The following is a 23,569-nucleotide window of genomic DNA, read 5'->3' on the forward strand; positions in this document are numbered from 1 at the left end:
TCCGCAGGTCGGGCTGCCGCGGTGAGGCGGGGCGCCGAGTAATAAGGGGTTGCAACAGCAATTATACCAGCCGGGCACCGTGGCCCCTGGGGGACCACTATGGCACAGGCAGGACCTGTCCATGTTCCACGTGGAACCGGGTGATATCTGTCGCGTCGACCAGCGCAGCCGGTACCTCGGTGGCGGTAATGAATATCTGCGCCGGGCCGGCCTTCAGTCGTTCCAGCACCCGCGACTGGTGATGCCGGTCCAGTTCTGAGGACAGATCGTCCAACGCGATCACCGGCCACTCGCCACGCTGCTCGGCATAGTCCTCGGCCTGCGCCAGCAGGCAGGTGAGGGCGGTGAGCTTGGCTTGCCCGCGTGAGAGGGCATCCCGGCCGGGAATGGTCTCGAATCCGACGCTCCAGTCCGCCCGATGCGGGCCGACCGACGTATAGCCAGCCATGCGGTCACGTTCCCGGGCCAGAAGCAGGGCGTCCGACAGCGATACCTCCTGCTTGCGCCAGCCAGGGCTGAGGCTGAGTGACTGAATCCCCAGATTCGGGGCCAGTACGGCAGCAAGTTCCACGGTTCTTTCCTGCAACCGCTCCAGGTAGTGCTGGCGACGGGTGGTCAGCGGTTCACCGGCCTCTGCGAGCTCGCGATCCCATGCATCCAGCGCGTGCGGATGCCCGCCTTGTTTGAGCAGGGCATTACGCTGCTTCAGGGCCCGCGAGTACCGCCGCCAGATGCCCATGAAGTCTGGTTCCACGTGGAACAAACCCCAATCCAGGAATCGTCGACGGGGTTCGCCGCCGCCACTGACCAGCGCGTGGCTACCGGGTTCAAAGGTCACCACGGCCAACGCCGCACAAAGGGTACCCAGCTGTGCGACGTCTTCGCCGTCCAGGCGGCCTTTCCATTCCTGGCCACTGTGACGAAGCCCGGCCTTGCGGCGGGTTGGGGTATCAGCACCTTCGCGCTGCTCATCCCATTCCACGAACACATCCAGCGCCTCCTGGCCCTGGCGCACCAGCCCATCCCGGACACGGCCCCGAAAGCTGCGCCCGTACGCCATGACGTGCAACGCCTCCAGGACACTGGTCTTGCCGGCGCCATTGTCACCGGTGATGAGATTGATGCCCGGTTGCGGTGCCAGTTCGACGGTAGCGAAGCGGCGGACCTGGTGCAGGGACAGACGGCGGATGTGCATGCGGACGATCAACGCCGCACAGAGCGGCAGACGGGTAGGGGAATCGATCAGCTTACTGCATTGCCCGGGTTCCACGTGGTGGATCGCCGGCATGCGAGTGGGCTGCGGTGCAGTGGATAGGACCTGATCCAGCCGCAGCACCACCCAAGACGGGTTGTTACGGACGTACGACGGGGAACAACAGCGATAGGCACGGTGCCGTGTGCGACGTGTCACGTGGAACGCCTCCGCCGACGTCTGGCCTGCTCCAGAAACCCGTTCGAATTTCTTCAAATCCAGGGCGCCCGCAGCACCTTGGTCCAGCAGATTTCAAGAAATCTGCGCTGATTTCTGCGCTTCCGAACGGGTCCCTCCGCGCGTCGAGGGTGATTCTTTTGAATTCTGCACTGGCGACAAGCACCGGCATGGTCAGAAGGAACAACATCCGCGCAGACCCAAACGAGACTGTCCACACCCGGCATGTATGACTTATGCACAACCCATGGGCAATCTGTGGATAAAAAAGGCCTTCTGCAGACCCCGGAAAGATACCCACAGGATCACCCCCAGGCTCAGGCCCTGTTTTACCGGGGGTTTCGAGGCTCTATTTCCTTTCAAAACCAACCACTTAACCTACTTTTCAACCAAATCTGGCCCTACCACCACCACCTAGCTTTAGATTTATATACAGTTTTTAAAAGCATAGAGCTGTGATCCAGGCCTTCAAAAGCTGCCTCCCGCGGCGCTCCGGTGCGGGAAGGAAATCCAGTGGGTTCACACGGTTCGATGTACAACAGACGACAGACAACGAAGTAGTACATCGATGAGGCTGGGACACATCGGCATTCGACGAAACTTGCTACATCAGCGTCTGCTTGGATCAGCGTCGGCGGCGGGCACCGGATTCCTCACCACCACCGCTCAGCGTTGTGGAAGCTGCCGATAAGGCATTCGCTTGGAGAATCATCAATCCGTGGAATGAATGCTCCACGTGGAACATCCCCTATTGCGCCCAAAAAGAAACCCGGCAATGCCGGGCTTCTCAACACCACTCGGTTCCACGTGGAACCTGCGCGTCTCAGGTCACAGACGCAGCGGCATCACCACATGACGCGACTTCTCGCTGCTGGCCTCACGGACCAGGGCAGAGGAGTTCGAATCGCGCAGCTGGATCACGACATGCTCGTCGCGCAGGGCGGACAACGCGTCCAGCAGGTAGTTCACGTTGAAGCCAATGGCCAGATCGCTGACCGTGGTATCGGCTTCGATCTCTTCCTGGGCTTCTTCCTGCTCCGGGTTGTGCGCGCTGATCTTCAGGTTGCCCGGCGAGACTTCCACGCGGATGCCGCGGTACTTCTCGTTGGACAGAATCGCGGCGCGCTGCAGCGAGGCACGCAGGGCTTCGCGGTCCACCTTCACTTCACGGTCGGCACCGATCGGGATCACAGCCTCGTAATCCGGGAACCGGCCGTCGATCAGCTTGGAGGTGAAGGTCACATCGTCGCGCTTGACGCGAACGTGGCTGCGACCGACTTCCAGCTCGATCTCGCGATCGCCGCTTTCCAGCAGGCGCTGCAGCTCGGTCACGCCCTTGCGCGGGACGATGATCTGACGCTTGGCGCCGCTGGCTTTTTCCAGCTCGGTCTCGCACAGCGCCAGGCGGTGACCGTCGGTCGCCACGGTACGCAGGGCATCGCCACGCAGGTCGAACAGCAGGCCGTTGAGGTAGTAGCGCACGTCCTGCTGGGCCATCGCGAACGCGGTGCGTTCGATCAGCTCCTTCAGGGTCGCTTCGCCGATGGCCACGCGTTCGGTGGCTTCGACTTCGTCGACAGACGGGAAATCGTTGGCCGGCAACGTTGCCAGGGTGAAGCGGCTGCGCCCGGCCTGCACGGTGATCTTGTCACCGGTCTGCGAGACGGTGATCCGGCTGCCGTCGGGCAGGGCGCGGATGATCTCGAACAACTTGCGGGCGGGGATGGTGGTCTCGCCGTCCTGGGCATCTTCCACCGCGATCCGCGACACCATTTCCACTTCCAGGTCCGTACCGGTCAGCGACAGCTGTCCGTTCTGGACCTGAACCAGGAAATTAGCCAGAACCGGCAGGGTCTGGCGGCGTTCGACCACGTTGACGACTTGTGCCAACGGCTTGAGAAAGGCTTCGCGCTGCAGTGTGAAACGCATGTGGTTCCGTGCCCCTATGCTTTAAAAAAATGTGGGATAAATCAAAAGCTTGGTGGTGCTGGTAGGGCCAGAATCGCGGGAAAACGCGACTAAGCCTTTGTAAACAATAGGGTTTTTGACTGCGAAACCCTCTGCATTACTAGCCCCCAAGGGGTGGGGAAAGGTGTGGATAACTTTACCGTCGAATCGACCGGCTTTTTTATCCACAACCTATACCTCGCTTACTACCGGATTCTGCACCGTTTTATGCGATGACGCCTTAGCGGCGTACATGCATCATTCGCTCAACTTCCGGATCAGCTTGTCCCAGTCTTCCCGCAACTTGCCGTCCGCTTCCATCAACGTCCGGATCTGCCGGCAGGCATGCAGCACCGTGGTGTGGTCCCGGCCGGCAAAGGCGTCGCCGATTTCCGGCAGGCTGTGCTCGGTCAGTTCCTTGGTCAGGGCCATGGCAACCTGACGGGGACGGGCCAGCGACCGGGTCCGACGCTTGGACAGCAGATCCTTGATCTGCAGCCCATAGTAGTCGGCCACGGTTTTCTGGATGTTGGGAATGCTGATCGCCTGCTGCTGGGCGCGAAGCAGGTCGCGCAGGGTTTCCTGGGCGAAATCAGTGGTGATCGCACGGCCGGTGAAGTTGGCGCGTGCGGCCAGGGTATTCAACGCACCTTCGAGGTCGCGGACATTGGAGCGCATCTTCTTGGCAATCAGAAACGCCACATCGTCGGGGATATCGGTGCCACGCTCGCGGGCCTTGGCCAGCACGATCGCTGCGCGCGTCTCGAAGTCCGGCGGCTCGATCGCCACCGACAGGCCCCAGGCCAGACGCGACTTCAGCCGTGCTTCCAGCCCCTCGACTTCGCGCGGGTACCGGTCGCAGGTCAGGATGATCTGCTGCTTGCCGTCGAACAGGGCGTTGAACGTATGGAAGAACTCTTCCTGGGTACGGTCCTTGCCGGCGAAGAACTGGATGTCATCGATCAGCAGCGCGTCCACCTGCTGGAACTGGCGCTTGAACTGGTCCATGGTCTTTTCCTGCAGCGCACGGATCATCGCGCTGAAGAACTGTTCCGAACGCAGGTACAGCACCTTGGCCGCCGGGTTGGCCTGACGCATCGCATTGCCGGCCGCGAACATCAGGTGGGTCTTGCCCAGGCCGGTACCGCCGTACAGCAGCAACGGGTTGTGGGCCCGGTCGCCCGGCTTCTGGGCCGCCTGGAACGCCGCGGCCAGACCCAGCTGGTTGCTGCGGCCTTCCACGAAGTTGGCGAAGGTGTAGTGCGAATCCATGTTGCCGGCGAACGGCACCAGGGGTTCCGCCGGCGCCGCCGGCGCGGACAGGCCCGGAATCGGCGCGATCTGCGCCTCTACCGGACGCGGACGCGAGCCGATTTCAAGAAAAACGTCGCCGAAACCGGCGAAGTGCGCCAGCAGTTCCTTGATGCGCGGCAGATACAGCTCGCGCACCTGGTCGACGATGAAGGCGTTTGGCGCATAAAGCACCAGGCTGTCCGCGCGCAGATCTGCCTGCAGCGGCTTCAACCAGGTGTGAACATCCTCGGGCGGAAACTCCGCTTCGAGGCGTTCGAGGGAACGAGACCAGGCATCCATCGGCAATAATCGTCTGGGGCCAGCGGATAGGCGAACAAAAGCGCCGCACCGCAGGCCGGAAGGGGGGAAGAATGGATGGCGCAGACTACCACCGACGAGGGGGGCCGGGAATGGTTGTCCCAAAGTTATTCACAAAACGATCCACAGCTATTGCACAGCCCGGTGAATTCCCGTAGTGACAGACACTTGACGGGACCTCGATGAGGTCTATAGAATTTCCGGTTCTTTCCGTCCCCTTCATATAGAGGCCCGCATGGCCACCAAGCGCACTTTCCAACCCAGCAACCTCAAGCGTAAGCGCGACCATGGCTTCCGTGCCCGTATGAAGACCGCTGACGGCCGCAAGATCCTGTCGCGTCGCCGCGCCAAGGGCCGTAAAGTCCTGAGCGCTTGATTGCAATGCCGCTTCCCGCGGCAGACGCAATCCTGACTGTGAGCAGTTCCGACCCGCGCAAGCGATTTCCTCGCTCTGCGCGGGTTCGTACGCGTGCCGAATATACAACGGTCTTCAACGGCGCCCGCCGTGTGTCCGATCCGCTGATGACCCTGCACTGGCTGAAGAGCGATACGCCAGCCAGGTTGGGTCTTGCGGTGTCGCGCAAAGTCGATCCCCGAGCCGTGGGTCGCAACCGAGTGAAGCGTGTGCTGCGCGATGCCACACGCCACGTACGGCCGTGGATGAGTGCCGGCGATTACGTCGTCGTTGCCCGCAGTGCCGCCCGTACCGCCAGCAATTCAGAACTCCGCCAGGCCTTTGAACGCCTGCTGCGCCGCCTTGGCGCATTGCCCATGCCGGGCGCGGACGGCACAATGCCGCCGCCCCTGGGCGTTGCACCCCTTTCCCAGTCCGAGCCGGCATTGCGTGCCGGCCCCGTCGAGCCTGCACGCTGATGAACCAGACCCGTGTTTTCCTGATTTTTGCCTGGCTGATGGTGGCCGTGTTGCTGTGGATGGAGTGGGGCCGCGACAAGGCCGCGCCGCCGACCCCGGCCGTGGCCACCCAGACCACCCAGGCCAGCGTGCCAGGTGCGGCTGCCGGCAGTATCCCCGGCGCGCCCGTGCCGCAGGCGGATGGCTCCCTGCCGGCGGCGCAGCCGACCGCACAGACGGAGGCCGGTCCGGCCCGCGTGACCATCACCACCGACGTCCTGCGTCTGGTGCTGGACGGTGGCACGGTGCTGGATGCCGAACTGCTGCAGTTCCCGCAGACCAAGGAAGAAGGCAGCCCGCCGGTCCGCCTGCTGACCGAAGAGGCGACCCACCCGTACCGCGCGGTGAGTGGCTGGATCAGCGAAGACAAGACCATGCCGGTGCCGGCCGCCAACGGCTTCAAGCTGGTCGGCGACAACCACGACTTCGTGCTGGCCAAGGGCCAGGACGAGGTGACGGTGCCGTTCGAATGGACCGGCCCGAACGGCGTGACCATCCGCCGTACCTACTCGCTGGGTCGCAATGAGTACGCGATCACGGTGAAGGATGAAGTGGTCAACGGCGGCAGCGCCCCGTGGAGCGGCTACGTGTTCCGCACCCTGGACCGCACCCCGACCATCCTCTCGCGCAGCATGACCAACCCGGACTCGTTCAGCTTCAACGGCGCGACCTGGTTCAGCCCGCAGGACGGTTACGAGCGTCGCGCGTTCAAGGATTACCTGGACGACGGCCACCTCAACCGCACCATCACCGGCGGCTGGCTGGCGATGCTGCAGCACCACTTCTTCACCGCGTGGATTCCGCAGGCCGATCAGGCCGCGCAGTACTCGCTGGCGCAGAACAACGGCCGTGATCAGATCGAAGCGCGTGGCCCGGCCTTCACCGTGGCCCCCGGCCAGCAGGTCAGCACCGAAGCCCGCCTGTGGGTCGGCCCGAAGCTGGTCAACCTGATCGCCAAGGAAGACGTGAAGGGCCTGGACCGCGTGGTCGACTACAGCCGCTTCTCGCTGATGGCGATCATCGGCCAGGGCCTGTTCTGGGTCCTCAACCAGGTCCACAAGGTCGTCAACAACTGGGGCTGGGCGATTGTCGGCCTGGTGGTGCTGCTGAAGCTGGTGCTGTATCCGCTCTCGGCCGTGCAGTACAAGTCCGGTGCCAAGATGCGTCGCTTCCAGCCGCGCATCGCGCAGCTCAAGGAACGCTATGGCGATGACCGCCAGAAGTTCCAGACCGCGATGATGGAGCTGTACAAGAAAGAGAAGATCAACCCGATGGGCGGCTGTCTGCCGATCCTCATCCAGATGCCGATCTTCTTCGCGCTGTACTGGGTGCTGGTGGAATCGGTGGAACTGCGCCAAGCCCCGTGGCTGGGCTGGATCCAGGATCTGACCGCACGTGACCCGTACTTCATCCTGCCGGTGATCAACGTGGCGGTGATGTGGGCCACGCAGAAGCTGACCCCGGCACCGGGCATGGACCCGATGCAGGCCAAGATGATGCAGCTGATGCCGCTGGTGTTCGGCGTCATGATGGCCTTCATGCCGTCCGGTCTGGTGCTGTACTGGGTCGTCAACGGCGGCTTGGGCCTGCTCCAGCAGTGGTGGATGACCAAGCGTCATGGCAGCGATCCGCTGCCGGTCGTCACCGCCAAGAAGTAAGCTGCACAGGAGACCCGCCGCAAGGCGGGTTTTCTGCATCTGCGGCCCACTCAACCGTGCGGTCCGTAGAATGCCCCCTGATTCCCCGCACCCTGCAGTGAGCTCGACATGACCCATGCCCCCGACACCATCGTGGCCATCGCCACCGCGCCTGGCGCTGGCGGCGTGGGCATGCTGCGGCTGTCCGGCCCGCAGGCGCGCCCCATCGCCGAAGCCATCGGCGTGCGCGCGATGCAGCCGCGGCACGCGCATTACGCGCGCTTCCGCGATGCGGTCGGCGAGGTGATCGATGACGGTATCGCCCTGTGGTTCCCGGCGCCGAACAGCTTCACCGGCGAAGAAGTGGTGGAACTGCAGGGGCATGGCAGCCCGGTGGTGCTCCAGCAGCTGGTCGCGCGCTGCATCGTGCTGGGGGCGCGCCAGGCGCGGCCGGGTGAGTTCAGCGAGCGGGCCTTCCTCAATGGCAAGCTGGATTTGGCCCAGGCCGAGGCGATTGCCGATCTGATTGCCGCCAGCGATACCCGCGCAGCGCGCGCGGCCCGCCGCTCGCTGGACGGCGTGTTCTCGCGCCGCGTGGACGAGGTGGCAAAACAGCTTGTTCTGCTGCGGATCCACGTGGAAGCGGCAATCGATTTCGCCGACGAACCGCTCGATACCCTCGGCGGCGCGCAGGTACGCAGTGGCCTGGTCTCCGCGCTGCAGGCACTGATCCGGCTGCGCGACGATGCCGAACGCGGGCGCAGACTCCGCGATGGCCTGCACGCCGTGCTGGTCGGGCCGCCGAACGCGGGCAAGAGCTCGCTGCTCAATGCACTGGCCGGCAGCGAGCGGGCGATCGTCACCGACATCGCCGGCACCACCCGCGACACCCTGCGCGAAACCATCCGCATCGATGGCCTGGAACTGACCCTGGTCGACACCGCTGGCCTGCGCGAAGGCGGCGATGCGATCGAGCGCGAAGGCATGCGTCGCGCCCGCGAAGAAATGCAGCGCACCGACCTGGCCATCGTGGTGGTCGATGCGCGCGACCCGCAGGCCGGCCGCGACGCGGTGGGCGACAGCATCGCCGACGTGCCGCAGCAGCTGTGGATCCACAACAAGAGCGACCTGCTGGACGCGATGCCGGTCGATGTCCCTGCGGACGTGGTGCATGTCTCGGCCGCGACCGGTTTCGGCTTGGATCAGTTGCACGCGCGCCTGCGCGCGCTGGCCAGCGGCAGTGCCGGCGACAGCGTGGACGGTGAGTTCTCCGCGCGCGCCCGCCATGTAGAGGCGATCGGTCAGGCCATCGGCCATGCCGAGCGCGCCGAAGCGGAGCTGGTCCACGAGCACCTGGAGCTGGCGGCGGAGGAACTGCGTCTCGCGCATGAGGCACTGGGCGAGATCACCGGGCGGATGAGCGCGGATGATCTGCTGGGGCGGATTTTCTCGAGCTTCTGTATCGGCAAGTAGGCACGCGGCCTTTCTTCCCGCTGTCACAGCCTTGCAGCAGACTGACCGTGATCTTTATCGACAGGGATTTGCAGTGTCCAAGCAGTTGTGGGGATGTGTGTTGCTGGTGTCGCTGGCCGTGGCACCATCGGTGGCCATGAGCGCTGAATCGTCTTCCTCCACGCCGGCCAAGGCCGCCGTCTACGGCCATCGCGGTGCCAGTGCGCTGCTGCCCGAGCACACGCTCGCCGCGTACGCGCAGGCCATCGCCGACGGCGCCGATTACATCGAGCCGGACCTGGTGATGACCAAGGACGGCGTGCTGGTATCGCGCCACGAGAACGAGATCGGCGGCACCACCGATGTGGCCGCGCACCCCGAGTTCGCCAGCCGCAAGACCGTCAAGACCATCGATGGCGAACGCATCGAAGGCTGGTTCACCGAAGACTTCACCCTCGCCGAACTGAAAACGCTCTACGCCCGCGAGCGCTTGCCGCAGCTGCGCAGCACCGCCTTCGACGGCCAGTTCCGCATCGCCACGCTGGACGAGATCATCGCCTTCCTGGTGCAGCAGGCCGGCCGCGCCAACCGCGGCATCGGACTGGTGCCGGAGATCAAGCACGGTACCTACTTCACGCGCATCGGCCTGCCGATGGAAGACAAGGTGGTTGCCGCACTGCAGGGCAATGCCTACACGCGCGTGGCGCCAGTGACGATCCAGTCCTTCGAGGTCGGCAACCTGCGGTACCTGCGCGGCAAGCTCGGCCGCGACAGTAATATCCGCCTGCTGCAGCTGCTCGGCGATCCCAAGCAGCAGCCCGGTGATGTACTCGCGGCCAAGGGCAGCCAGCGCTATGCCGACCTGATCACCCCGGCCGGGCTGCGCGAAGTGGCCACCTATGCCGACGGCATCGGCCCGAGCCTGCGCATGGTCATTCCACTGGATGCGCAGGGGAAGCTGGGCACCCCGACCTCGCTGGTGCGTGATGCGCATGCAGCCGGGTTGATGGTGGTGCCGTATACCTTCCGGCCGGAAAACTACTTCCAGGCGGCGGAATTCCGCAAAGGCGAGCCGAATGCGCGAAATGCGGAAGGCTCGGTTGCCGAGATGCGCGCCTATCTGGCTACCGGTATCGATGCGTTCTTCACCGATGACCCGGCGCTGGGCCGGCGCGCGGTGGATGGGGATGGGACGACCGCAGCGAATCCCTGAGCGTGTAGCGCCACGCGATGCGTGGCGCTACCGTGGCATGCCATCAGAGGGCGCTGCCGGTCAGTCCAGCGATGACCCTTCATCGCGCCGCCGGAACGGCAGCACCACGAAGTCGCGGCCCTCGCGCGGTTGCCACAGCACCGGCACGCGGGTCGGGGAGGGCGGCTCCAGATCGGCGTCGCGCGCTGCGTCGAACTCGTCCTCTTCCTCGTCCTCCCAGCTGTAGCGTTTGCGCGGTGCCATCGGGTCGGCGAGGCGGAACAGCAGCGCGCTGATGATGCCGGCAAAGGCACCGCCCATGTGCGATTGCCAGGACACGCCCGGCTCGTGCGGCAGGATGGTCAGCAGCATGCTGCCGTAGAACAGGAAGGCGATCAGCCCCGCGGCGATCGCTGGCCGGTCGCGCCGCAGCAGGCCGAGCACGAACACCAGGAACATCAAGCCGTGGGTGATGCCACTGGCGCCCAGATGGCGGCTACCCAGATCGCCGAGCAGCCAGGCACCGAGCCCCGAGCCGACCCACAACAGGGGCAGCGCGCGCAGGGTTGCCTTGGGATAGACGCTGCCGGCCAGGGTGCCGAGGATCAGCAGGGCCGCCGCATTGGCGCCCAGATGCTGGATCGAGCCGTGCAGCAGCGGTGCACCGAGGATGCCGAGCAGGCCGGCCTTGTCCAACGGGGCCACGGCCCAGGGACGCCAGTCGAAATGGCCTTGGGCGGTGTAGACCGCGACCAGCAGCAGCACGAAGGCCAGGCTCAGGTTGAACGCCCGCAGTACACCACCACGGTCGTTGCGGGACGGGACCGGCGGCGCGCCGGTGGGCTGGGGCAGGTTGGCGTTCATACCCTTAGGGATGGCGTCGCCCCGGATGAACACAAGGGCAACGTCGTGGGAGAGAGAGGTACCGCCTGCGGGACAATCCCGCAGGCGGCACGGTCGGTCAGGCGTGGCCGTCTTCCTTCGGCGGGTTCTTCAGGCTCAACACCACGGTCGCGGCGATGATGACCGCCACCACGCCCAGCGAGATCGGGGTCGGGATCTTGAAGATGTCGATCAGCATCATCTTGATGCCGATGAAGGCCAGCACCAGGGCCAGGCCGTACGGCAGCAGGTGGAAGCGATCGGCCATGCCGGCCAGCAGGAAGAACATCGCGCGCAGGCCCAGCACCGCGAAGACGTTGGAGGTCAGCACGATGAACGGGTCGGTGGTGATCGCGAAGATCGCCGGGATGCTGTCCACCGCGAAGATCACGTCGGTCACCGCGATCAGGATCAGCACCACGAACAGTGGGGTGTACCAGCGCTTGCCATCGCGCATGACGCTCATCGCGTTACCGGCGTAGTCGGGCAGCAGGCGCAGGTGTTTGCGCATCCAGCGCAGGGCGGGGTTGGTCTCCAGATCCGGCTCACTGCCGGCCGAGAACCACATCTTCCAGCCGGTGAAGAGCAGGAACGCGCCGAACACGTACAGCAGCCAGTGGAACTTGGTCAGCAGCACGCTGCCGGCGAAGATCATGATCGTACGCAGCACGATCGCACCCAGGATGCCGATGATCAGCACCTTCTGCCGCTGTTCCTCGGGCACCGCGAAGTAACCCATGATCATCAGGAACACAAAGATGTTGTCCACGGCCAGGGCTTTCTCGACCAGGTAACCGGTCAGGAACTCCAGGCCGACCTTGTTGGCCACCACCTGGCCGGCGGTCTCGTTCAGGTAGTACCAGAGGCCGCCATTGAAGGCCAGGGCCAGCACGACCCAGCCGATGGACCACCACAGGGCTTCCTTGAAGGTGACCTTGTGTGGGCCGCCGTGTCGCATCAAGACGAGATCGACCAGCAGCGCGATGATCACCACCGCGCCGAAGCCGCCCCACAACCACACATTACCGATCGTCTGCATTGGGTTTGTCCGTTGGAAAAATAGATTGCCTCAAGCCGGACGGCGAGGATCTGCAACGGAGGATCGGGGGGATCCAGGGACAGAGCTTCGCCATACGGCGAAGGTCTCGCTCGCAGTCCCGATGGGTGGGACTGCCGTTGCACCGGAGCCTGCGGGCTCGAATTGACGGCGACAACGTCTGGGAGCTACTCCCCTTCTGAGGCCGATTCTGCGGGGTGCCGGGGCCGGCGTCAAATGGTGGCCTGCCGACCGGGGCCGGGGGCCGTTTACAATACGCATATGAATACCCCCCTTCCCGTTGTCCGCCTCAAGAACGCCTGGCGCTCCAGCCACCCGTGGATCTTCCAGAAACTGGTCGAAAAGCCGGCCGTCCGTCCCAAACCCGGTGCCATCGTCGACGTCGTCGGCGTGGACGGGGAGTGGATCGGGCGTGGCTTCTACAACGGTCATTCGCGCATTGCCGTGCGCATCCTGGAGACCGATCAGGGCATTCCGGTCGACGCCGGCTGGTTCTCGCGCAAGATCGCCCAGGCGGTGTCGCTGCGCCGTGAGGTGCTCAAGCTGGACGAGATCTCCGATGCCTGGCGCGTGGTCCACAGCGAAGGTGACGGTCTGTCCGGCCTGGTCGTGGACCGCTATGGCGACCTGGTCGTGGTCGAATTCTTCGCCGCCGGCATGTTCCGCCACCGCGAGTGGGTGTATGAGGCCCTGCGCGAACAGTTCCCGGGCTGCCGTTTCCACAGCTTCGCCGACGAGCACGTGCAGAAGCAGGAAAGCTTCGACTTCCACGGCAACACCACCACCGAAGCCTCGGTGATCACCGAGTACGGCGTGAAGTTCCGCGCCGACCCGGCCGGTGCGCACAAGACCGGCTTCTTCGCCGATCAGCGTGAGAACCGCCAGTGGCTGAGCCAGCAGGTGGAAGGCAAGACCGTGCTGGACCTGTGCTGCAACACCGGTGGGTTTGCGGTGTATGCCGCCGCGCGCGGTGCGGCCGAAGTGGTCGGCATCGATATCGATGAAGACGTGATCGCCATCGCCAAGGGCAATGCCAAGCTCAACAACGTGCGCCCGAAGTTCATCCAGTCCGACATCTTCCCGTGGCTGCGCGATGCCTCCAATCGCGGCGAGCAGTACGACGTGGTGATCCTCGATCCGGCCAAGATGACCCGCGACCGCGATCAGGTCATCACCGCGCTGAAGAAGTACCTGGACATGAACAAGCTGGCGCTCGGCGTGGTCAAGCCCGGTGGCCTGCTCGCCACGTTCTCCTGCACCGGCCTGGTGGCCGAGGATCAGTTCCTGGACATGCTGCGCCGCGCCGCGTTCTACGCCGGCCGCACCATCCAGATCCTCAAGGTGGCGGGCGCCGGTCCGGATCACCCGTTCATGGCCCACGTACAGGAATCGCGCTACCTCAAGGCGGTGTTCTGCCGCGTGGTGGATTGAGAAGCACCAGGATCCCGGCCACGTTCGGCACTACCGTTTGTTGTCCTCTCGGCGCTATGGTCTGACGCTTCCCAACCAAGGTGAGGCGTCATGACGTTGCGCAGTCTGTCTTTGCTGGTTTCGCTGGCGTTGTGCACGCCGCTGGCCGCCCACGCGATCACGTTCACTCCGCAGGAGCTGGCCAAGGCGTCCACGCTGCAGCAGCGGCTGCTGACCCTGGACAGTCACCTCGATACGCCGGCCAACTTCCACCGCGACGGCTTCGACATCACCCAGCGGCACGCCCACAACGCGCTGTCGCAGGTGGATTACCCGCGCATGGTCGAAGGCGCGCTCGATGGCGGCTTCTGGGCGATCTACACCGACCAGGGCGACCGCAGCGCGCGGGCCCACCAGCATGACCGCGATGCCGGCCTGCTGCGCCTGACCGAAATCCGCGAGATGCTCGCCGCGCATCCGGACACCTTCCAGCTCGCGCTGACCGCCGCCGATGCCGCGCGCATCAAGGCTGCCGGCAAGCGCGTGGTCTACATCAGCATGGAGAACGCCAGCCCGCTGGTCGACGATCCCACGCTGCTCAGCTACTACCACCTGGCCGGCCTGCGCCTGCTCAGCACGGTGCACTTCGCCAACAACGAGTTCGCCGATTCGGCCACCGATCCCAAGGGCGCAGAGTGGAAGGGTCTGAGTCCGGCCGGCAAGGCCCTGGTGGATGAAGCGGTGCGACTGGGCATCGTCATCGACCAGTCGCACGCCTCCGATGCGGTGTTCGATGATCTGATCGAGCGCATGCCGGTGCCGTTCGTGCTCTCGCACAGCTCTTCCAAGGCGATCTACAACCATCCGCGCAACCTCGACGATGCGCGCCTGAAGCAGCTGGCCAAGGCGGGCGGGGTCATCCAGGTCAACGCGTATGGTGGCTATCTGATCGACACCGGCAAGAGCGAGGCGCGCAAGGCGGCCGAAGCGGCGCTGATGACGCAGCTGGGCACCGACTACGACGGCATGAGCATCCAGCAGGGTGTCGCGCTGAAGAAGGGGCTGGAGGAGATCGACCAGCGCATCCCGCTGCGCAAGGCCACGCTCGACGATTTCTTCGCCCATTTCGAACACATCCTCACGGTGGTTGGCCCCGAACACGTGGGCATCGGGCTGGACTGGGATGGCGGCGGTGGGCTGGCCGATCTGCAGGACGTGAGCGAGCTGCCGAAGATCACCGCATGGCTGCTGCGCAAGGGCTACAGCGAGCAGCAGATCGCCGGCATCTGGGGCGGCAACCTGCTGCGCGTCATGCAGCAGGCGCAGGATCACGCCGCCAAGGTCGCCGCCGCGAAGTCTTGAGTACAGGGGGCATCACGCGCGCTACCCGACAGCGCGGCTTCACCAGCGCCCGCAAAGAAAAAGGCAGGCCCAGGGCCTGCCTTTCTCACATCCGCTCATCGCCGGCCCGGTAGCCGGCGCAATCGCTCAGCGCTTGCCCAGCACCGCATGGCGACGCCCGTAAGCGAAGTAGGCGATCAGGCCCAGAACGTTCCAGCCCAGGAAGTACAGCTGGGTCGTGCTCGGCAGGCTGAAGAACAGGTACACGCAGCCGATCATCGCCAGCGGGCCGACCACGTAGGCCAGCGGCGTACGGAACTTGCGCACGCGATTCGGTTCGCGCTTGCGCAGCACCACCAGGCACAGGCCCACCGCAGTGAACGCGGCCAGGGTGCCGGCGTTGGCCAGCGCCGCGATCTCATCCAGGCGTGCCACGCCGGCCAGCGCGGCGACCAGCACGGCGGTGAACAGCGTGGTGGCGATCGGGGTGCCGGTACGCGCGCTGACCTTGGACAGGCCGCGCGGCAGCAGGCCATCGCGCGACATGACGAAGAAGATGCGGCTCTGGCCGTACAGGAAGGCGAGCAGCACGGTCGGCAGCGCGATCACGGCGGCGGCGCCGATCCACTTGGCCGCGCCCGGGCTGCCCAGCTCACGCAGGATCAGCGCCAGCGGCTCGGCGCTCTGGCCGAAGATCGTGTAGCTCATCGCACCCACCGCGGCCAGCGCCACCAGCACGTAAATGATGGTGCAGCCGACCATGGAGCCGATGATGCCGATCGCCAGGTCGCGCTCGGGCTTCTTGGTTTCTTCAGCAGCGGTGGAGATCGCATCGAAGCCGTAGAACGCGAAGAAGATGATCGCGGCGGCCGCCATCACCCCGCGTTCCACGCCGTCGGCGCCCAGCGACTTGACGAAGCCGAATGGCATGAACGGCTCCATGTGGCCGGTATCGAAGTGCGGCAGGGCGATCGCCACGAACACGGTCAGCGCGATGATCTTGATCACCACCAGCACCGCGTTGAGGGTCGCGCTCTCTTTGGTGCCGGCCATCAGCATGCCGGCCACCAGGAAGGTGATCAGCACCGCCGGCAGGTTGATGAAGCCGCCTTCCACGTGCGGGCCGGCGGTCAGCATCAGGGGCAGGTCGATGCCGAAGCCGTGCAGGAAGCCGACCGCGTAGCCGGACCATCCGACCGCGACGGTACTGACCACCAGCGAGTACTCCAGGATCAGGCTCCAGCCGACCACCCAGGCCACCACCTCGCCAAGCGCGCTGTAGCTGTAGGTATAGGCGCTGCCGGCGGCCGGCATCATCGTCGACAGCTCGGCGTAGGACAGGGCCGCGCAGGCGCAGACCGCACCGGCGATGGCGAAGGAAATCAGTACGGCCGGGCCGGCCAGGTTCGCGCCGACACCGATCAGGGTGTAGATGCCGGTGCCGACGATCGCGCCGATGCCCAGCGCGATCAGGTGCGGCCAGCTCAGGGTCGGGATCAGTTGCCTGCCGGCTTCATGGACGGTGACAGTGTCTAGGGACTTGCGCCGGAGCAATGACATGGGGCCTCGCGGTGGATGACTGTGAACGACAAGTCTGCGAGTTTTACCGAACGCGGCGCAGCATTACTACTGCCAAGCGTCGTAAGGAGCTGCGCGGCCCGCATGACTGAGGCGAAGGTGACGAAAGCGGCACAAAGATCCACGCCTACTCCCAGTGGCAGCCGATGCCACCTCAGCGGTTCAACGTCGCCATGGCCGCCGGGGCATAGCGCGCGCCGGCGGCGGCATGGGCCGGGAAGATCGCATCGATCCGGGTCAGCTCGTCGGCACTGAGCTGCACCTGCAGCGCGCCGAGGTTTTCCTCCAGATAGGCCAGCCGCTTGGTGCCCGGGATCGGGACCAGATCCTCGCCCTGTGCCAGCACCCAAGCCAGGGCCAGCTGCCCGGGCGTCACGCCCTGGGTCGCGGCCATCGCGGTTACCGCATCGACCAGGGCCAGGTTGCGGTCGAAGTTCTCGCCCTGGAAGCGCGGCGACTGGCGGCGGTAATCATCGGCGTCGAAATCGGCCGGACTGCGGATCGCGCCGGTCAAAAAGCCCCGGCCCAGCGGTGAGTAGGGCACGAAGCCGATGCCGAGCTCGCGCACCGTCGCCAGCACACCGTTGTCCTCCGGATCGCGCGACCACAGCGAGTACTCGGTCTGCACCGCGGTGATCGGGTGCACGGCATGGGCGCGGCGGATCGTGCCGGCCGAGGCTTCGGACAGGCCGAGGAAGCGCACCTTGCCCTGGTCGACCAGGCGGGCCATCGCGCCCACCGTGTCTTCGATCGGCACCGTGCCGTCCACGCGGTGCTGGTAGTACAGGTCGATGTGGTCCACGCCGAGACGCTGCAGGCTGGCCTCGCAGGCGGCGATCACGTACTCGGGGCGGCCATCGACGCTGCGCGCGGCCGTGTCGCTCGGCTCCAGCCGGATCCCGAACTTGGTGGCGAGAAACACCTGGTCGCGGCGGTCGGCGATCGCCTTGCCGACCAGTACTTCGTTGGTGTGCGGGCCGTACATGTCGGCGGTATCGAGCAGGGTGACACCCTGCTCCAGCGCGCGGTGGATGACCGTGATCGATTCGGCATCGCTGCCGCGGCCGCCATAGAAGGCGCTCATGCCCATGCAGCCCAGGCCGAGCGCGGAAACGGTGGGGCCATCGCGGCCAAGGGTGCGGGTCTGCATGCGGTACTCCAGTGGGAAGGGCGGGAACGTGCCCAGCATCCTCTTCCGGACTATGTGGATAAACTGGCTGCTCCTGCATCGTCCTTGAAGCCTGCCTTCACAATGAGCGCCCAGCATCCCCTGCCTGCCGTGGTCGCCTTCGCCCGCGTCGCGCACCATGCCAGCTTCACCCGCGCGGCCGACGAGCTGGGCGTGTCGCCTTCGGCGCTTTCGCAGACCGTGCGCGCGCTGGAAGCCCGCCTCGGCGTGCGGCTGCTGCAGCGGACCACACGCCGCGTCGGCCTGACCGAGCAGGGGGCGCGCTTCCTGGCGCAGGTACGCGAGGGCCTGGCCCGGATCGACGCCGCGTTCGAAGACCTGGATCAGGTGCGCGATGTCCCCGCCGGCAAGCTGCGCATCAACGTGCCGCGGATCGCCGCCGAACTGCTGGTACTGCCCCATCTGCCCGGCTTCCTGGCGCGTTACCCCCAGATCGAGGTGGAGCTGTTCGTGGAAACCGCGCTGACCGATCTGGTCGCCGGCGGCTTCGATGCCGGCATCCGGCTGGGCGAGAGCCTGGCCCGCGGCATGATTGCGGTGCCGATCGGGCCGCTGGAACGCCAGGTGGTGGTGGCCACGCCGGACTATCTGGCCACGCACGGCGTGCCCGCGACCCCGGCCGATCTGGTCGCGCACGAGTGCATCGTGCACCGGCTCAGCACGGGCCGGCGGATGGCGTGGGAGTTCACCCGTGAGGGGCGTGACTTCGAGGTGGAGGTGGCAGGCCGGCTGGTATTCAACGACGCCGGCCTGATCCAGGCCGCAGTCACCCGGGGGATGGGGTTGGCGCAGGGCTTTGAAGCGCTCTACGCCGGCGATGTGGCGGCCGGCCGCCTGCGATGCGTGCTGCAGGACTGGCAGCAGCCGTTCGCCGGCTTCCACCTGTATTACCCCGCACGCGAGCAGATGGCGCCCAAGCTGCGGGTGTTCATCGACCATCTGCGTGAGGTGATGCGGCGCTGACGCGCGCGGCTGGGCCGGTGCCGGGCAGCAGGGCGCGTGCCCAGTCTGCCTGCGGTGGATGGCCCTGTGGATAGATCACCTGCGCATCCCCGGGGAAGCGCTTGCAGCACAACACGCCGTCGGCATCGAACAGACGCCAGCCCTGCGCCGCCGCTTCGGCCTCGGCGATGCGATGGCGCAGCCCAAGCACCAGGCTGGCGTGGCAGTCGAACAGGCACGTACGCAGATCGATCCGGTCCAGCGGCTGAAGCCCCGCGACGATGCGGGTCACGGCGGGATGGGCCAGATCGATGCGCCGGGTGTGCATGCCGAGCAGGCGCTCGTCATGACCGCTCAGGTGCTGCACGAAGTAGACAGGTGGCGGCATGGGTCCCCGCAGTGTTGCGCACGCGCCGGTGAGGCGACGTTGGACGATGGCGCCGATTGGACACCTCGCCGGTACGCAGGGGAATCTCAATGTTTGAATGAAAACCGAGCGTCGCGATGATGCTGCCTATCCGCGGCCGAACGCGACGCGCGCTGTCGTCGTGCACCACGCTTGCGTGCAAGGGCTCAGCCGCTCACGCCCAGCCGCACACCGAACCCGACCAGGAACACCCCCGCCACGCGCCTCAGCCAAAGCCCGACACGCGGGTGCTGCAGAATCCGACGGCGCAGCAGGTTGCCCACCCCGATCAGCACCGAGCAGTAGGCCAGCCCCATGACGAAGATGATCAGCGCCATGGTCGCAAACGTCACCACACCCTGGTGCCGTGCCGGATCGATGAACAACGGCAGGAAGGCCATGTAGAAGATGATCGCCTTCGGGTTGAGCAGGTTGATCAGCACCGCCTGGCGGAAGTAGTGGCCCGGCGTGAGGCGGATGCCACCTTCCTCGCCCTGGGCGCGCGGTGCGCGCAGCAGGCCGATGCCGATCCACACCAGGTACGCCGCGCCGAGGTACTGCACCGCGTGGAACACCAGCGGGTTGGCCTTGAGCAGCGCCGCCACACCGGCTACCGCCAGCCACATCAGGATCTGGTCGCCCAGCAGCAGGCCGAACAGCGCCGTGTAACCGCCGCGCACCCCGCCGCGCCCGGTGGCGGTGAGCAGGGTGAAGGTGCCTGGGCCCGGCAGTGCAAGGAACACCAGCACGGCAGCAACAAAGGTCCACAGATCCTGGATGCCCATCCACGGCATGGCGGCGACTCGACTACGGGGGGAGGGGCATTGTCCGGCAGCCGCGCGCCGGGCGATAGCGTCAGCGCGCGCCGGCCGGCAACCCGGCGAGCAGCGGCTGCAGCCGTTGCGCGAACATCGCATGCAGCTGCCGGATGGCGGGCGAGAACTGCTTGCGGTGCGGGCACACCAGGTTCAACGGAAGACTGTCGCCGGCCCCGTCCAGCAGCACCTGCAGGCGCCCGGCCTGCACATCGGCGCAGATATCCAGCCACGACTTGAACACGATGCCTTCCCCCGCCACTGCCCAGCGCCGGACCACGTCGGCATCGTCGCAGACCATGTTGCCGCGCACCGGGATCACCGTGCGCCGACCATCGGCCTCGAAGCTCCAGCGGTCATAGGCACGCCCAGCGAGTTGATAGAGCAGGCAGTGGTGCTCCTTCAGCGCTTCCAGGTTGTCCGGCGTACCGTGTAGGGCCAGGTAGTCCGGTGATGCGGCCAGCACCCGGCGATTGCCGGGCAGCAGGGGCAGGGCGACATAGCTGGCGTTGTCGAAGCGGCCCAGGCGGAAGGCGATGTCGACCGGATCGCGGAACACATCGGCCACCTGGTCGGACAACTGCAGGCGCAGCTGCAGCTTCGGGTGCGCGGCGCGGAACTCGGTCAGCCATGGCAGCAGCAGGTTGCGGCCCAGATCCGAGGGTGCGGCCACCTGCAGCGTGCCGCGCAGTTCGGCATCCTCGCCACGCACCCGAGCCTCGCCCTCGCGCAGCGCGGCCAGCACCTCCTGCGCATAGGGCAGGTACAGCGCGCCCTCGGCGGTCAGGCGCAGGCTGCGGGTGGAGCGCACGAACAGGCGCAGGTCCAGCTCGCGTTCCAGCCGCGCCACCGCCGCAGCAACCTGGCCGGGCAGCAGATCCGCCTCGCGTGCGGCGTTGGAAAAGCTGCCCAGCGCGGCGGTGCGGACGAACAGGGCGAGGTCGTCGAACCGGATCATTTTCATTCCTGCAGTGAAAGTGCTGCCCGATTTTGCGCCTTTCTCCACCCCGCCGTGAAGCGCACGCTGTCCGCCTTCCCCACTGGATCTCCCCCGATGAAAGCCGTCGCCTATACCCAGCATGGCCTGCCGATCAGCGACCCCGCCGCGCTGGTGGACATCACCCTGCCGATCCCCACGCCTGGCCCACGCGACCTGCGGGTCGAGGTCCGGGCGATCTCGGTGAACCCGGTCGATACCAAGGTCCGCAACGGCGTGGCGGTAACCGAGCCGCGCGTCCTCGGTTTCGACGCGGTCGGCATCGTGGATGCGGTCGGTGACGAGGTGACCCTGTTCCAGCCCGGCGATGCGGTCTTCTATGCCGGTGCGATCGGCCGTGCCGGCAGCAACGCCGAGTACCAGCTGGTGGACGAGCGCATCGTCGGGCACAAGCCGGCGAGCCTGGATGACGCTGCCGCCGCGGCGCTGCCGCTCACCGCGATCACTGCCTGGGAGCTGCTGTTCGACCGCCTGCGCATCCCCGAGAACGGCGGTGAAGGCCAGACCCTGCTGGTGATCGGCGCGGCCGGTGGCGTCGGCTCGATCCTGGTCCAGCTGGCCCGCCAGCTGACCCGCCTGACCGTGATCGGCACCGCCTCGCGCCCGGACACCCAGGACTGGGTCTACGCGCTGGGCGCGCACCATGTGATCGATCACACCCAGCCGCTGGGCGAAGGCCTGCAGCGCCTGGGGATCGCCGAGGTCAGCCACGTCGCCAGCCTGACCCATACCGACCAGCACTACGACCAGATCGTCGCCGCGCTCGCCCCGCAGGGCCAGCTGGCGCTGATCGACGACCCGGGCCAGCTCGATGTGATGGCACTCAAGCGCAAGAGCCTGTCGCTGCACTGGGAATCGATGTTCACCCGCTCCAGCTTCAACACCCCCGACGTGCAGCGCCAGCACGAGCTGCTCGAACGCGTTGCGGCGCTGATCGATGCCGGCGTACTGCGCACCACGCTGGGCGAGCACTACGGCCGCATCAACGCCGCCAACCTGCGCCAGGCGCATGCCCTGATCGAAAGCCACCGCGCCCGCGGCAAGCTCGTGCTTGAAGGTTTCTGACGCAGCCAATGAGACCGCCGCGGCCTACACTTGCCGCATGCAAACCGAATTCCTCATTCTCGGCGCCCTGGTGTGTGCCGTCCTCGTGCTGCAGCTGCTCGCGCTGCTGCGGCGTTCCGGCCATGGCGACCTCGAACAGAGCCTGCGCGAGGAGGCCCGGGTCGGCCGCAGCGAACTGCGCGAGCAGCTCGAAGGCCTGGGCCGCCAGCAGGACGCGCGGCTGGAAAGCTTCGCGCGCGCGCTGACCGATCTGTCCACCCGTACCGATCAGCGCCTGGACCTGTTGCGCGACGCGCTGGGTGAAGACGCGCGCAAGGCCCGCGAGGAAAGCACGCTCAGCCAGCAGCGCACCGGCGAGCTGCTGGCGCTGCGCATGCAGGACGTGCGCGCGCAGCTGGAAGCGTTCGGGCACCAGCAGCAGGCGCGCATCGAAGCGTTTGGCCAGCAGCTGGTGGAACTGACCACCCGCACCGACAACCACATGGCCGCGCTGCGCCAGGCCCTGGCCGACGATGCACGCCTGGGCCGTGAGGAAGCCGGGCAGTCCCAGCAGCGCCTGGCCGAATCGCTGGGCCTGCGCCTGCAGGAGATGACCCAGCGCAACGAGCAGCGCATCGGCGAGATGCGCGCCACGCTCGAGCAGCAGCTCAAGAGCCTGCAGAGCGATAACGCCGAAAAGCTCGACCAGATGCGCGTGACCGTCGACGAGAAGCTGCAGACCACGCTGGAAACCCGCCTGGGTGCTTCGTTCCAGCTGGTCTCCGAACGACTGGAGCAGGTCCAGCGTGGCCTCGGCGAAATGCAGCAGCTGGCCACCGGCGTGGGCGACCTCAAGCGGGTGCTGACCAACGTCAAGAACCGTGGCAGCTGGGGCGAAGTGCAGCTGGACAACATCCTCGAGCAGACGCTGACCCAGGAGCAGTACGGGCGCGGTGTCAAAGTGCGCCCGGACAGCAACGAGATCGTGGATATCGCGGTGCGCCTGCCGGGCCGTGGCCACGAAGACACCCCGGTGTGGCTGCCGATCGATTCCAAGTTCCCGCGCGAGGATTACGAGCGCCTGCTCGATGCGCAGGAACAGGGCGATGGCGAGGGGGTGCGCGTGCAGGGCGCGCAGCTGGAGCGCGCGATCCGCATCCAGGCCAAATCGATCTGCGACAAGTACATCGCCCCGCCGCACACCACTGATTTCGCGGTGATGTTCCTGCCGACCGAAAGCCTGTACGCCGAAGTGATCCGCCGCCCCGGCCTGATCGACCTGCTGCAGCGCGACCACCGCGTGGTGGTGGCCGGCCCGACCACCGTCACCGCACTGCTCAACAGCCTGCAGATGGGCTTCCGCACGCTGGCGATCGAACAGCGCTCCAGCGAAGTGTGGGGCCTGCTGGGCGCGGTCAAGAGCGAGTTCGGCAAGTTCGCCGGCATCCTGGAAAAAGCCGAGAAGCAGATCACCACGGTGGGCCGCAGCCTCGGCGAAGCCAGTCGCAAGACACGCACGATCGAGCGCCGCCTGCGAAGCGTGGAAACGCTGGGCAGTGAACAGACCCAGGACCTGCTTGGTGACATGAGCGGCGAGGACGAGGACGTGGCCGGCGACGAAACCAGCGCCACGCAGGACTAAGCGCCGACGCCGCGCATGCACGCGATCGCGCATGCTGCGTGGCACGTTCTTTTGCCTGCCTTCTTACGCCTTTCAAGGAACCGCCG

At 66.1% G+C, this 23,569-nt stretch carries 20 protein-coding genes; 10 read left to right on the forward strand and 10 right to left on the reverse strand.

The window, feature by feature from the left end:
* Nucleotides 1-97: 97 nt before the first annotated feature.
* From recF to dnaA, 3 genes are all read right to left on the reverse strand, one after another.
* A complete protein-coding gene (gene recF / locus ABE464_RS09165) occupies nt 98-1,195 on the reverse strand; it encodes a DNA replication/repair protein RecF (protein ID WP_346471729.1) in 1,098 nt (365 codons plus the stop codon).
* A gap of 1,062 nt (nt 1,196-2,257) precedes the next feature.
* Nucleotides 2,258-3,358: a DNA polymerase III subunit beta gene (gene dnaN, locus ABE464_RS09170; protein ID WP_019184048.1), complete on the reverse strand. Its 1,101-nt coding sequence runs from the start codon at nt 3,356-3,358 to the stop codon at nt 2,258-2,260.
* Nucleotides 3,359-3,634: 276 nt separating this feature from the next.
* Nucleotides 3,635-4,969 (reverse strand): chromosomal replication initiator protein DnaA, encoded by a 1,335-nt coding sequence (gene dnaA / locus ABE464_RS09175; RefSeq protein ID WP_046272260.1) that lies wholly within the window; start codon nt 4,967-4,969, stop codon nt 3,635-3,637.
* Between the two features lie 253 nt (nt 4,970-5,222).
* On the opposite strand from dnaA, the gene rpmH reads away from it, so the two are divergent.
* The 5 genes from rpmH (at nt 5,223) to ABE464_RS09200 (ending at nt 10,201) form a co-directional block, all read left to right on the forward strand.
* A complete protein-coding gene (gene rpmH, locus ABE464_RS09180; RefSeq protein ID WP_006404565.1) occupies nt 5,223-5,363 on the forward strand; it encodes a 50S ribosomal protein L34 in 141 nt (46 codons plus the stop codon).
* A gap of 5 nt (nt 5,364-5,368) precedes the next feature.
* Nucleotides 5,369-5,860, forward strand: a complete 492-nt coding sequence (gene rnpA, locus ABE464_RS09185; protein WP_088435263.1) for a ribonuclease P protein component — start codon at nt 5,369-5,371, stop codon at nt 5,858-5,860.
* Nucleotides 5,860-7,557, forward strand: coding sequence for a membrane protein insertase YidC (gene yidC, locus ABE464_RS09190; RefSeq protein WP_346471685.1), 1,698 nt, complete (start codon nt 5,860-5,862; stop codon nt 7,555-7,557). Before rnpA ends, yidC begins: the two co-directional genes overlap by 1 nt.
* 108 nt (nt 7,558-7,665) lie before the next feature.
* Nucleotides 7,666-9,009 carry a tRNA uridine-5-carboxymethylaminomethyl(34) synthesis GTPase MnmE gene (mnmE, locus tag ABE464_RS09195; RefSeq protein ID WP_346471686.1) on the forward strand — a complete coding sequence of 448 codons (1,344 nt, stop codon included), beginning with the start codon at nt 7,666-7,668 and terminating at the stop codon, nt 9,007-9,009.
* Nucleotides 9,010-9,145: 136 nt separating this feature from the next.
* Nucleotides 9,146-10,201, forward strand: coding sequence for a glycerophosphodiester phosphodiesterase (locus tag ABE464_RS09200; protein ID WP_346471730.1), 1,056 nt, complete (start codon nt 9,146-9,148; stop codon nt 10,199-10,201).
* Between the two features lie 60 nt (nt 10,202-10,261).
* On the opposite strand, the gene ABE464_RS09205 is transcribed toward ABE464_RS09200, so the two are convergent.
* Together ABE464_RS09205 and ABE464_RS09210 are read right to left on the reverse strand one after the other, a co-directional pair.
* A complete protein-coding gene (locus tag ABE464_RS09205; RefSeq protein WP_346471687.1) occupies nt 10,262-11,044 on the reverse strand; it encodes a rhomboid family intramembrane serine protease in 783 nt (260 codons plus the stop codon).
* A gap of 97 nt (nt 11,045-11,141) precedes the next feature.
* A complete protein-coding gene (locus tag ABE464_RS09210; protein WP_346471688.1) occupies nt 11,142-12,101 on the reverse strand; it encodes a TerC family protein in 960 nt (319 codons plus the stop codon).
* Nucleotides 12,102-12,380: 279 nt separating this feature from the next.
* Between ABE464_RS09210 and ABE464_RS09215 the strand changes: the two genes are divergently transcribed.
* Both ABE464_RS09215 and ABE464_RS09220 read left to right on the forward strand, forming a co-directional pair.
* Nucleotides 12,381-13,550 carry a class I SAM-dependent rRNA methyltransferase gene (locus ABE464_RS09215; protein ID WP_346471689.1) on the forward strand — a complete coding sequence of 390 codons (1,170 nt, stop codon included), beginning with the start codon at nt 12,381-12,383 and terminating at the stop codon, nt 13,548-13,550.
* Between the two features lie 90 nt (nt 13,551-13,640).
* The gene (locus ABE464_RS09220; protein WP_346471690.1) at nt 13,641-14,891 is read left to right on the forward strand and encodes a dipeptidase; all 1,251 of its coding nucleotides are present in this window, start codon (nt 13,641-13,643) and stop codon (nt 14,889-14,891) included.
* Nucleotides 14,892-15,017: 126 nt separating this feature from the next.
* Here ABE464_RS09220 and ABE464_RS09225 read toward each other — a convergent pair whose 3' ends face one another.
* Both ABE464_RS09225 and ABE464_RS09230 read right to left on the reverse strand, forming a co-directional pair.
* Nucleotides 15,018-16,430, reverse strand: coding sequence for an amino acid permease (locus ABE464_RS09225; RefSeq protein WP_346471691.1), 1,413 nt, complete (start codon nt 16,428-16,430; stop codon nt 15,018-15,020).
* A gap of 172 nt (nt 16,431-16,602) precedes the next feature.
* Nucleotides 16,603-17,598, reverse strand: a complete 996-nt coding sequence (locus ABE464_RS09230) for an aldo/keto reductase (RefSeq protein WP_346471692.1) — start codon at nt 17,596-17,598, stop codon at nt 16,603-16,605.
* A 102-nt stretch (nt 17,599-17,700) separates the two neighbouring features.
* On the opposite strand from ABE464_RS09230, the gene ABE464_RS09235 reads away from it, so the two are divergent.
* Complete coding sequence (locus ABE464_RS09235; RefSeq protein WP_346471693.1) at nt 17,701-18,600, forward strand: LysR family transcriptional regulator; 900 nt, start codon at nt 17,701-17,703, stop codon at nt 18,598-18,600.
* On the opposite strand, the gene ABE464_RS09240 is transcribed toward ABE464_RS09235, so the two are convergent.
* From ABE464_RS09240 to ABE464_RS09250, 3 genes are all read right to left on the reverse strand, one after another.
* Nucleotides 18,566-18,967: a hypothetical protein gene (locus ABE464_RS09240; RefSeq protein WP_346471694.1), complete on the reverse strand. Its 402-nt coding sequence runs from the start codon at nt 18,965-18,967 to the stop codon at nt 18,566-18,568. The genes ABE464_RS09235 and ABE464_RS09240 overlap by 35 nt on opposite strands.
* 185 nt (nt 18,968-19,152) lie before the next feature.
* Entirely contained in the window at nt 19,153-19,779 is a 627-nt protein-coding gene (gene leuE / locus ABE464_RS09245; RefSeq protein ID WP_070474168.1) for a leucine efflux protein LeuE, read from the reverse strand.
* Nucleotides 19,780-19,840: 61 nt separating this feature from the next.
* A complete protein-coding gene (locus ABE464_RS09250; protein WP_346471695.1) occupies nt 19,841-20,764 on the reverse strand; it encodes a LysR family transcriptional regulator in 924 nt (307 codons plus the stop codon).
* Between the two features lie 90 nt (nt 20,765-20,854).
* Between ABE464_RS09250 and ABE464_RS09255 the strand changes: the two genes are divergently transcribed.
* The gene (locus tag ABE464_RS09255) at nt 20,855-21,862 is read left to right on the forward strand and encodes a zinc-binding alcohol dehydrogenase family protein (protein ID WP_070426266.1); all 1,008 of its coding nucleotides are present in this window, start codon (nt 20,855-20,857) and stop codon (nt 21,860-21,862) included.
* A 37-nt stretch (nt 21,863-21,899) separates the two neighbouring features.
* The gene (gene rmuC, locus ABE464_RS09260) at nt 21,900-23,483 is read left to right on the forward strand and encodes a DNA recombination protein RmuC (protein ID WP_346471696.1); all 1,584 of its coding nucleotides are present in this window, start codon (nt 21,900-21,902) and stop codon (nt 23,481-23,483) included.
* The last annotated feature ends 86 nt before the right edge of the window (nt 23,484-23,569 follow it).

The sequence above is a fragment of the Stenotrophomonas sp. TWI587 genome (genome assembly GCF_039674145.1).
GTDB classification, from domain to species: Bacteria; Pseudomonadota; Gammaproteobacteria; order Xanthomonadales; family Xanthomonadaceae; genus Stenotrophomonas; species Stenotrophomonas maltophilia_AY.

Coding starts and splice junctions, on each gene's coding strand:
- ABE464_RS09215 (WP_346471689.1), top strand. CDS start 12,381: ATGAATACCCCCCTTCCCGTTGTCCGCCTCAAGAACGCCTGGCGCTCC.
- rpmH (WP_006404565.1), top strand. CDS start 5,223: ATGGCCACCAAGCGCACTTTCCAACCCAGCAACCTCAAGCGTAAGCGC.
- ABE464_RS09235 (WP_346471693.1), top strand. CDS start 17,701: ATGAGCGCCCAGCATCCCCTGCCTGCCGTGGTCGCCTTCGCCCGCGTC.
- ABE464_RS09250 (WP_346471695.1), bottom strand. CDS start 20,764: ATGAAAATGATCCGGTTCGACGACCTCGCCCTGTTCGTCCGCACCGCC.
- ABE464_RS09200 (WP_346471730.1), top strand. CDS start 9,146: ATGAGCGCTGAATCGTCTTCCTCCACGCCGGCCAAGGCCGCCGTCTAC.
- dnaA (WP_046272260.1), bottom strand. CDS start 4,969: ATGGATGCCTGGTCTCGTTCCCTCGAACGCCTCGAAGCGGAGTTTCCG.
- yidC (WP_346471685.1), top strand. CDS start 5,860: ATGAACCAGACCCGTGTTTTCCTGATTTTTGCCTGGCTGATGGTGGCC.
- ABE464_RS09255 (WP_070426266.1), top strand. CDS start 20,855: ATGAAAGCCGTCGCCTATACCCAGCATGGCCTGCCGATCAGCGACCCC.
- leuE (WP_070474168.1), bottom strand. CDS start 19,779: ATGCCGTGGATGGGCATCCAGGATCTGTGGACCTTTGTTGCTGCCGTG.
- ABE464_RS09240 (WP_346471694.1), bottom strand. CDS start 18,967: ATGCCGCCACCTGTCTACTTCGTGCAGCACCTGAGCGGTCATGACGAG.
- dnaN (WP_019184048.1), bottom strand. CDS start 3,358: ATGCGTTTCACACTGCAGCGCGAAGCCTTTCTCAAGCCGTTGGCACAA.
- rmuC (WP_346471696.1), top strand. CDS start 21,900: ATGCAAACCGAATTCCTCATTCTCGGCGCCCTGGTGTGTGCCGTCCTC.
- ABE464_RS09230 (WP_346471692.1), bottom strand. CDS start 17,598: ATGCAGACCCGCACCCTTGGCCGCGATGGCCCCACCGTTTCCGCGCTC.
- recF (WP_346471729.1), bottom strand. CDS start 1,195: ATGCACATCCGCCGTCTGTCCCTGCACCAGGTCCGCCGCTTCGCTACC.
- ABE464_RS09205 (WP_346471687.1), bottom strand. CDS start 11,044: ATGAACGCCAACCTGCCCCAGCCCACCGGCGCGCCGCCGGTCCCGTCC.
- ABE464_RS09220 (WP_346471690.1), top strand. CDS start 13,641: ATGACGTTGCGCAGTCTGTCTTTGCTGGTTTCGCTGGCGTTGTGCACG.
- ABE464_RS09210 (WP_346471688.1), bottom strand. CDS start 12,101: ATGCAGACGATCGGTAATGTGTGGTTGTGGGGCGGCTTCGGCGCGGTG.
- ABE464_RS09225 (WP_346471691.1), bottom strand. CDS start 16,430: ATGTCATTGCTCCGGCGCAAGTCCCTAGACACTGTCACCGTCCATGAA.
- rnpA (WP_088435263.1), top strand. CDS start 5,369: ATGCCGCTTCCCGCGGCAGACGCAATCCTGACTGTGAGCAGTTCCGAC.
- mnmE (WP_346471686.1), top strand. CDS start 7,666: ATGACCCATGCCCCCGACACCATCGTGGCCATCGCCACCGCGCCTGGC.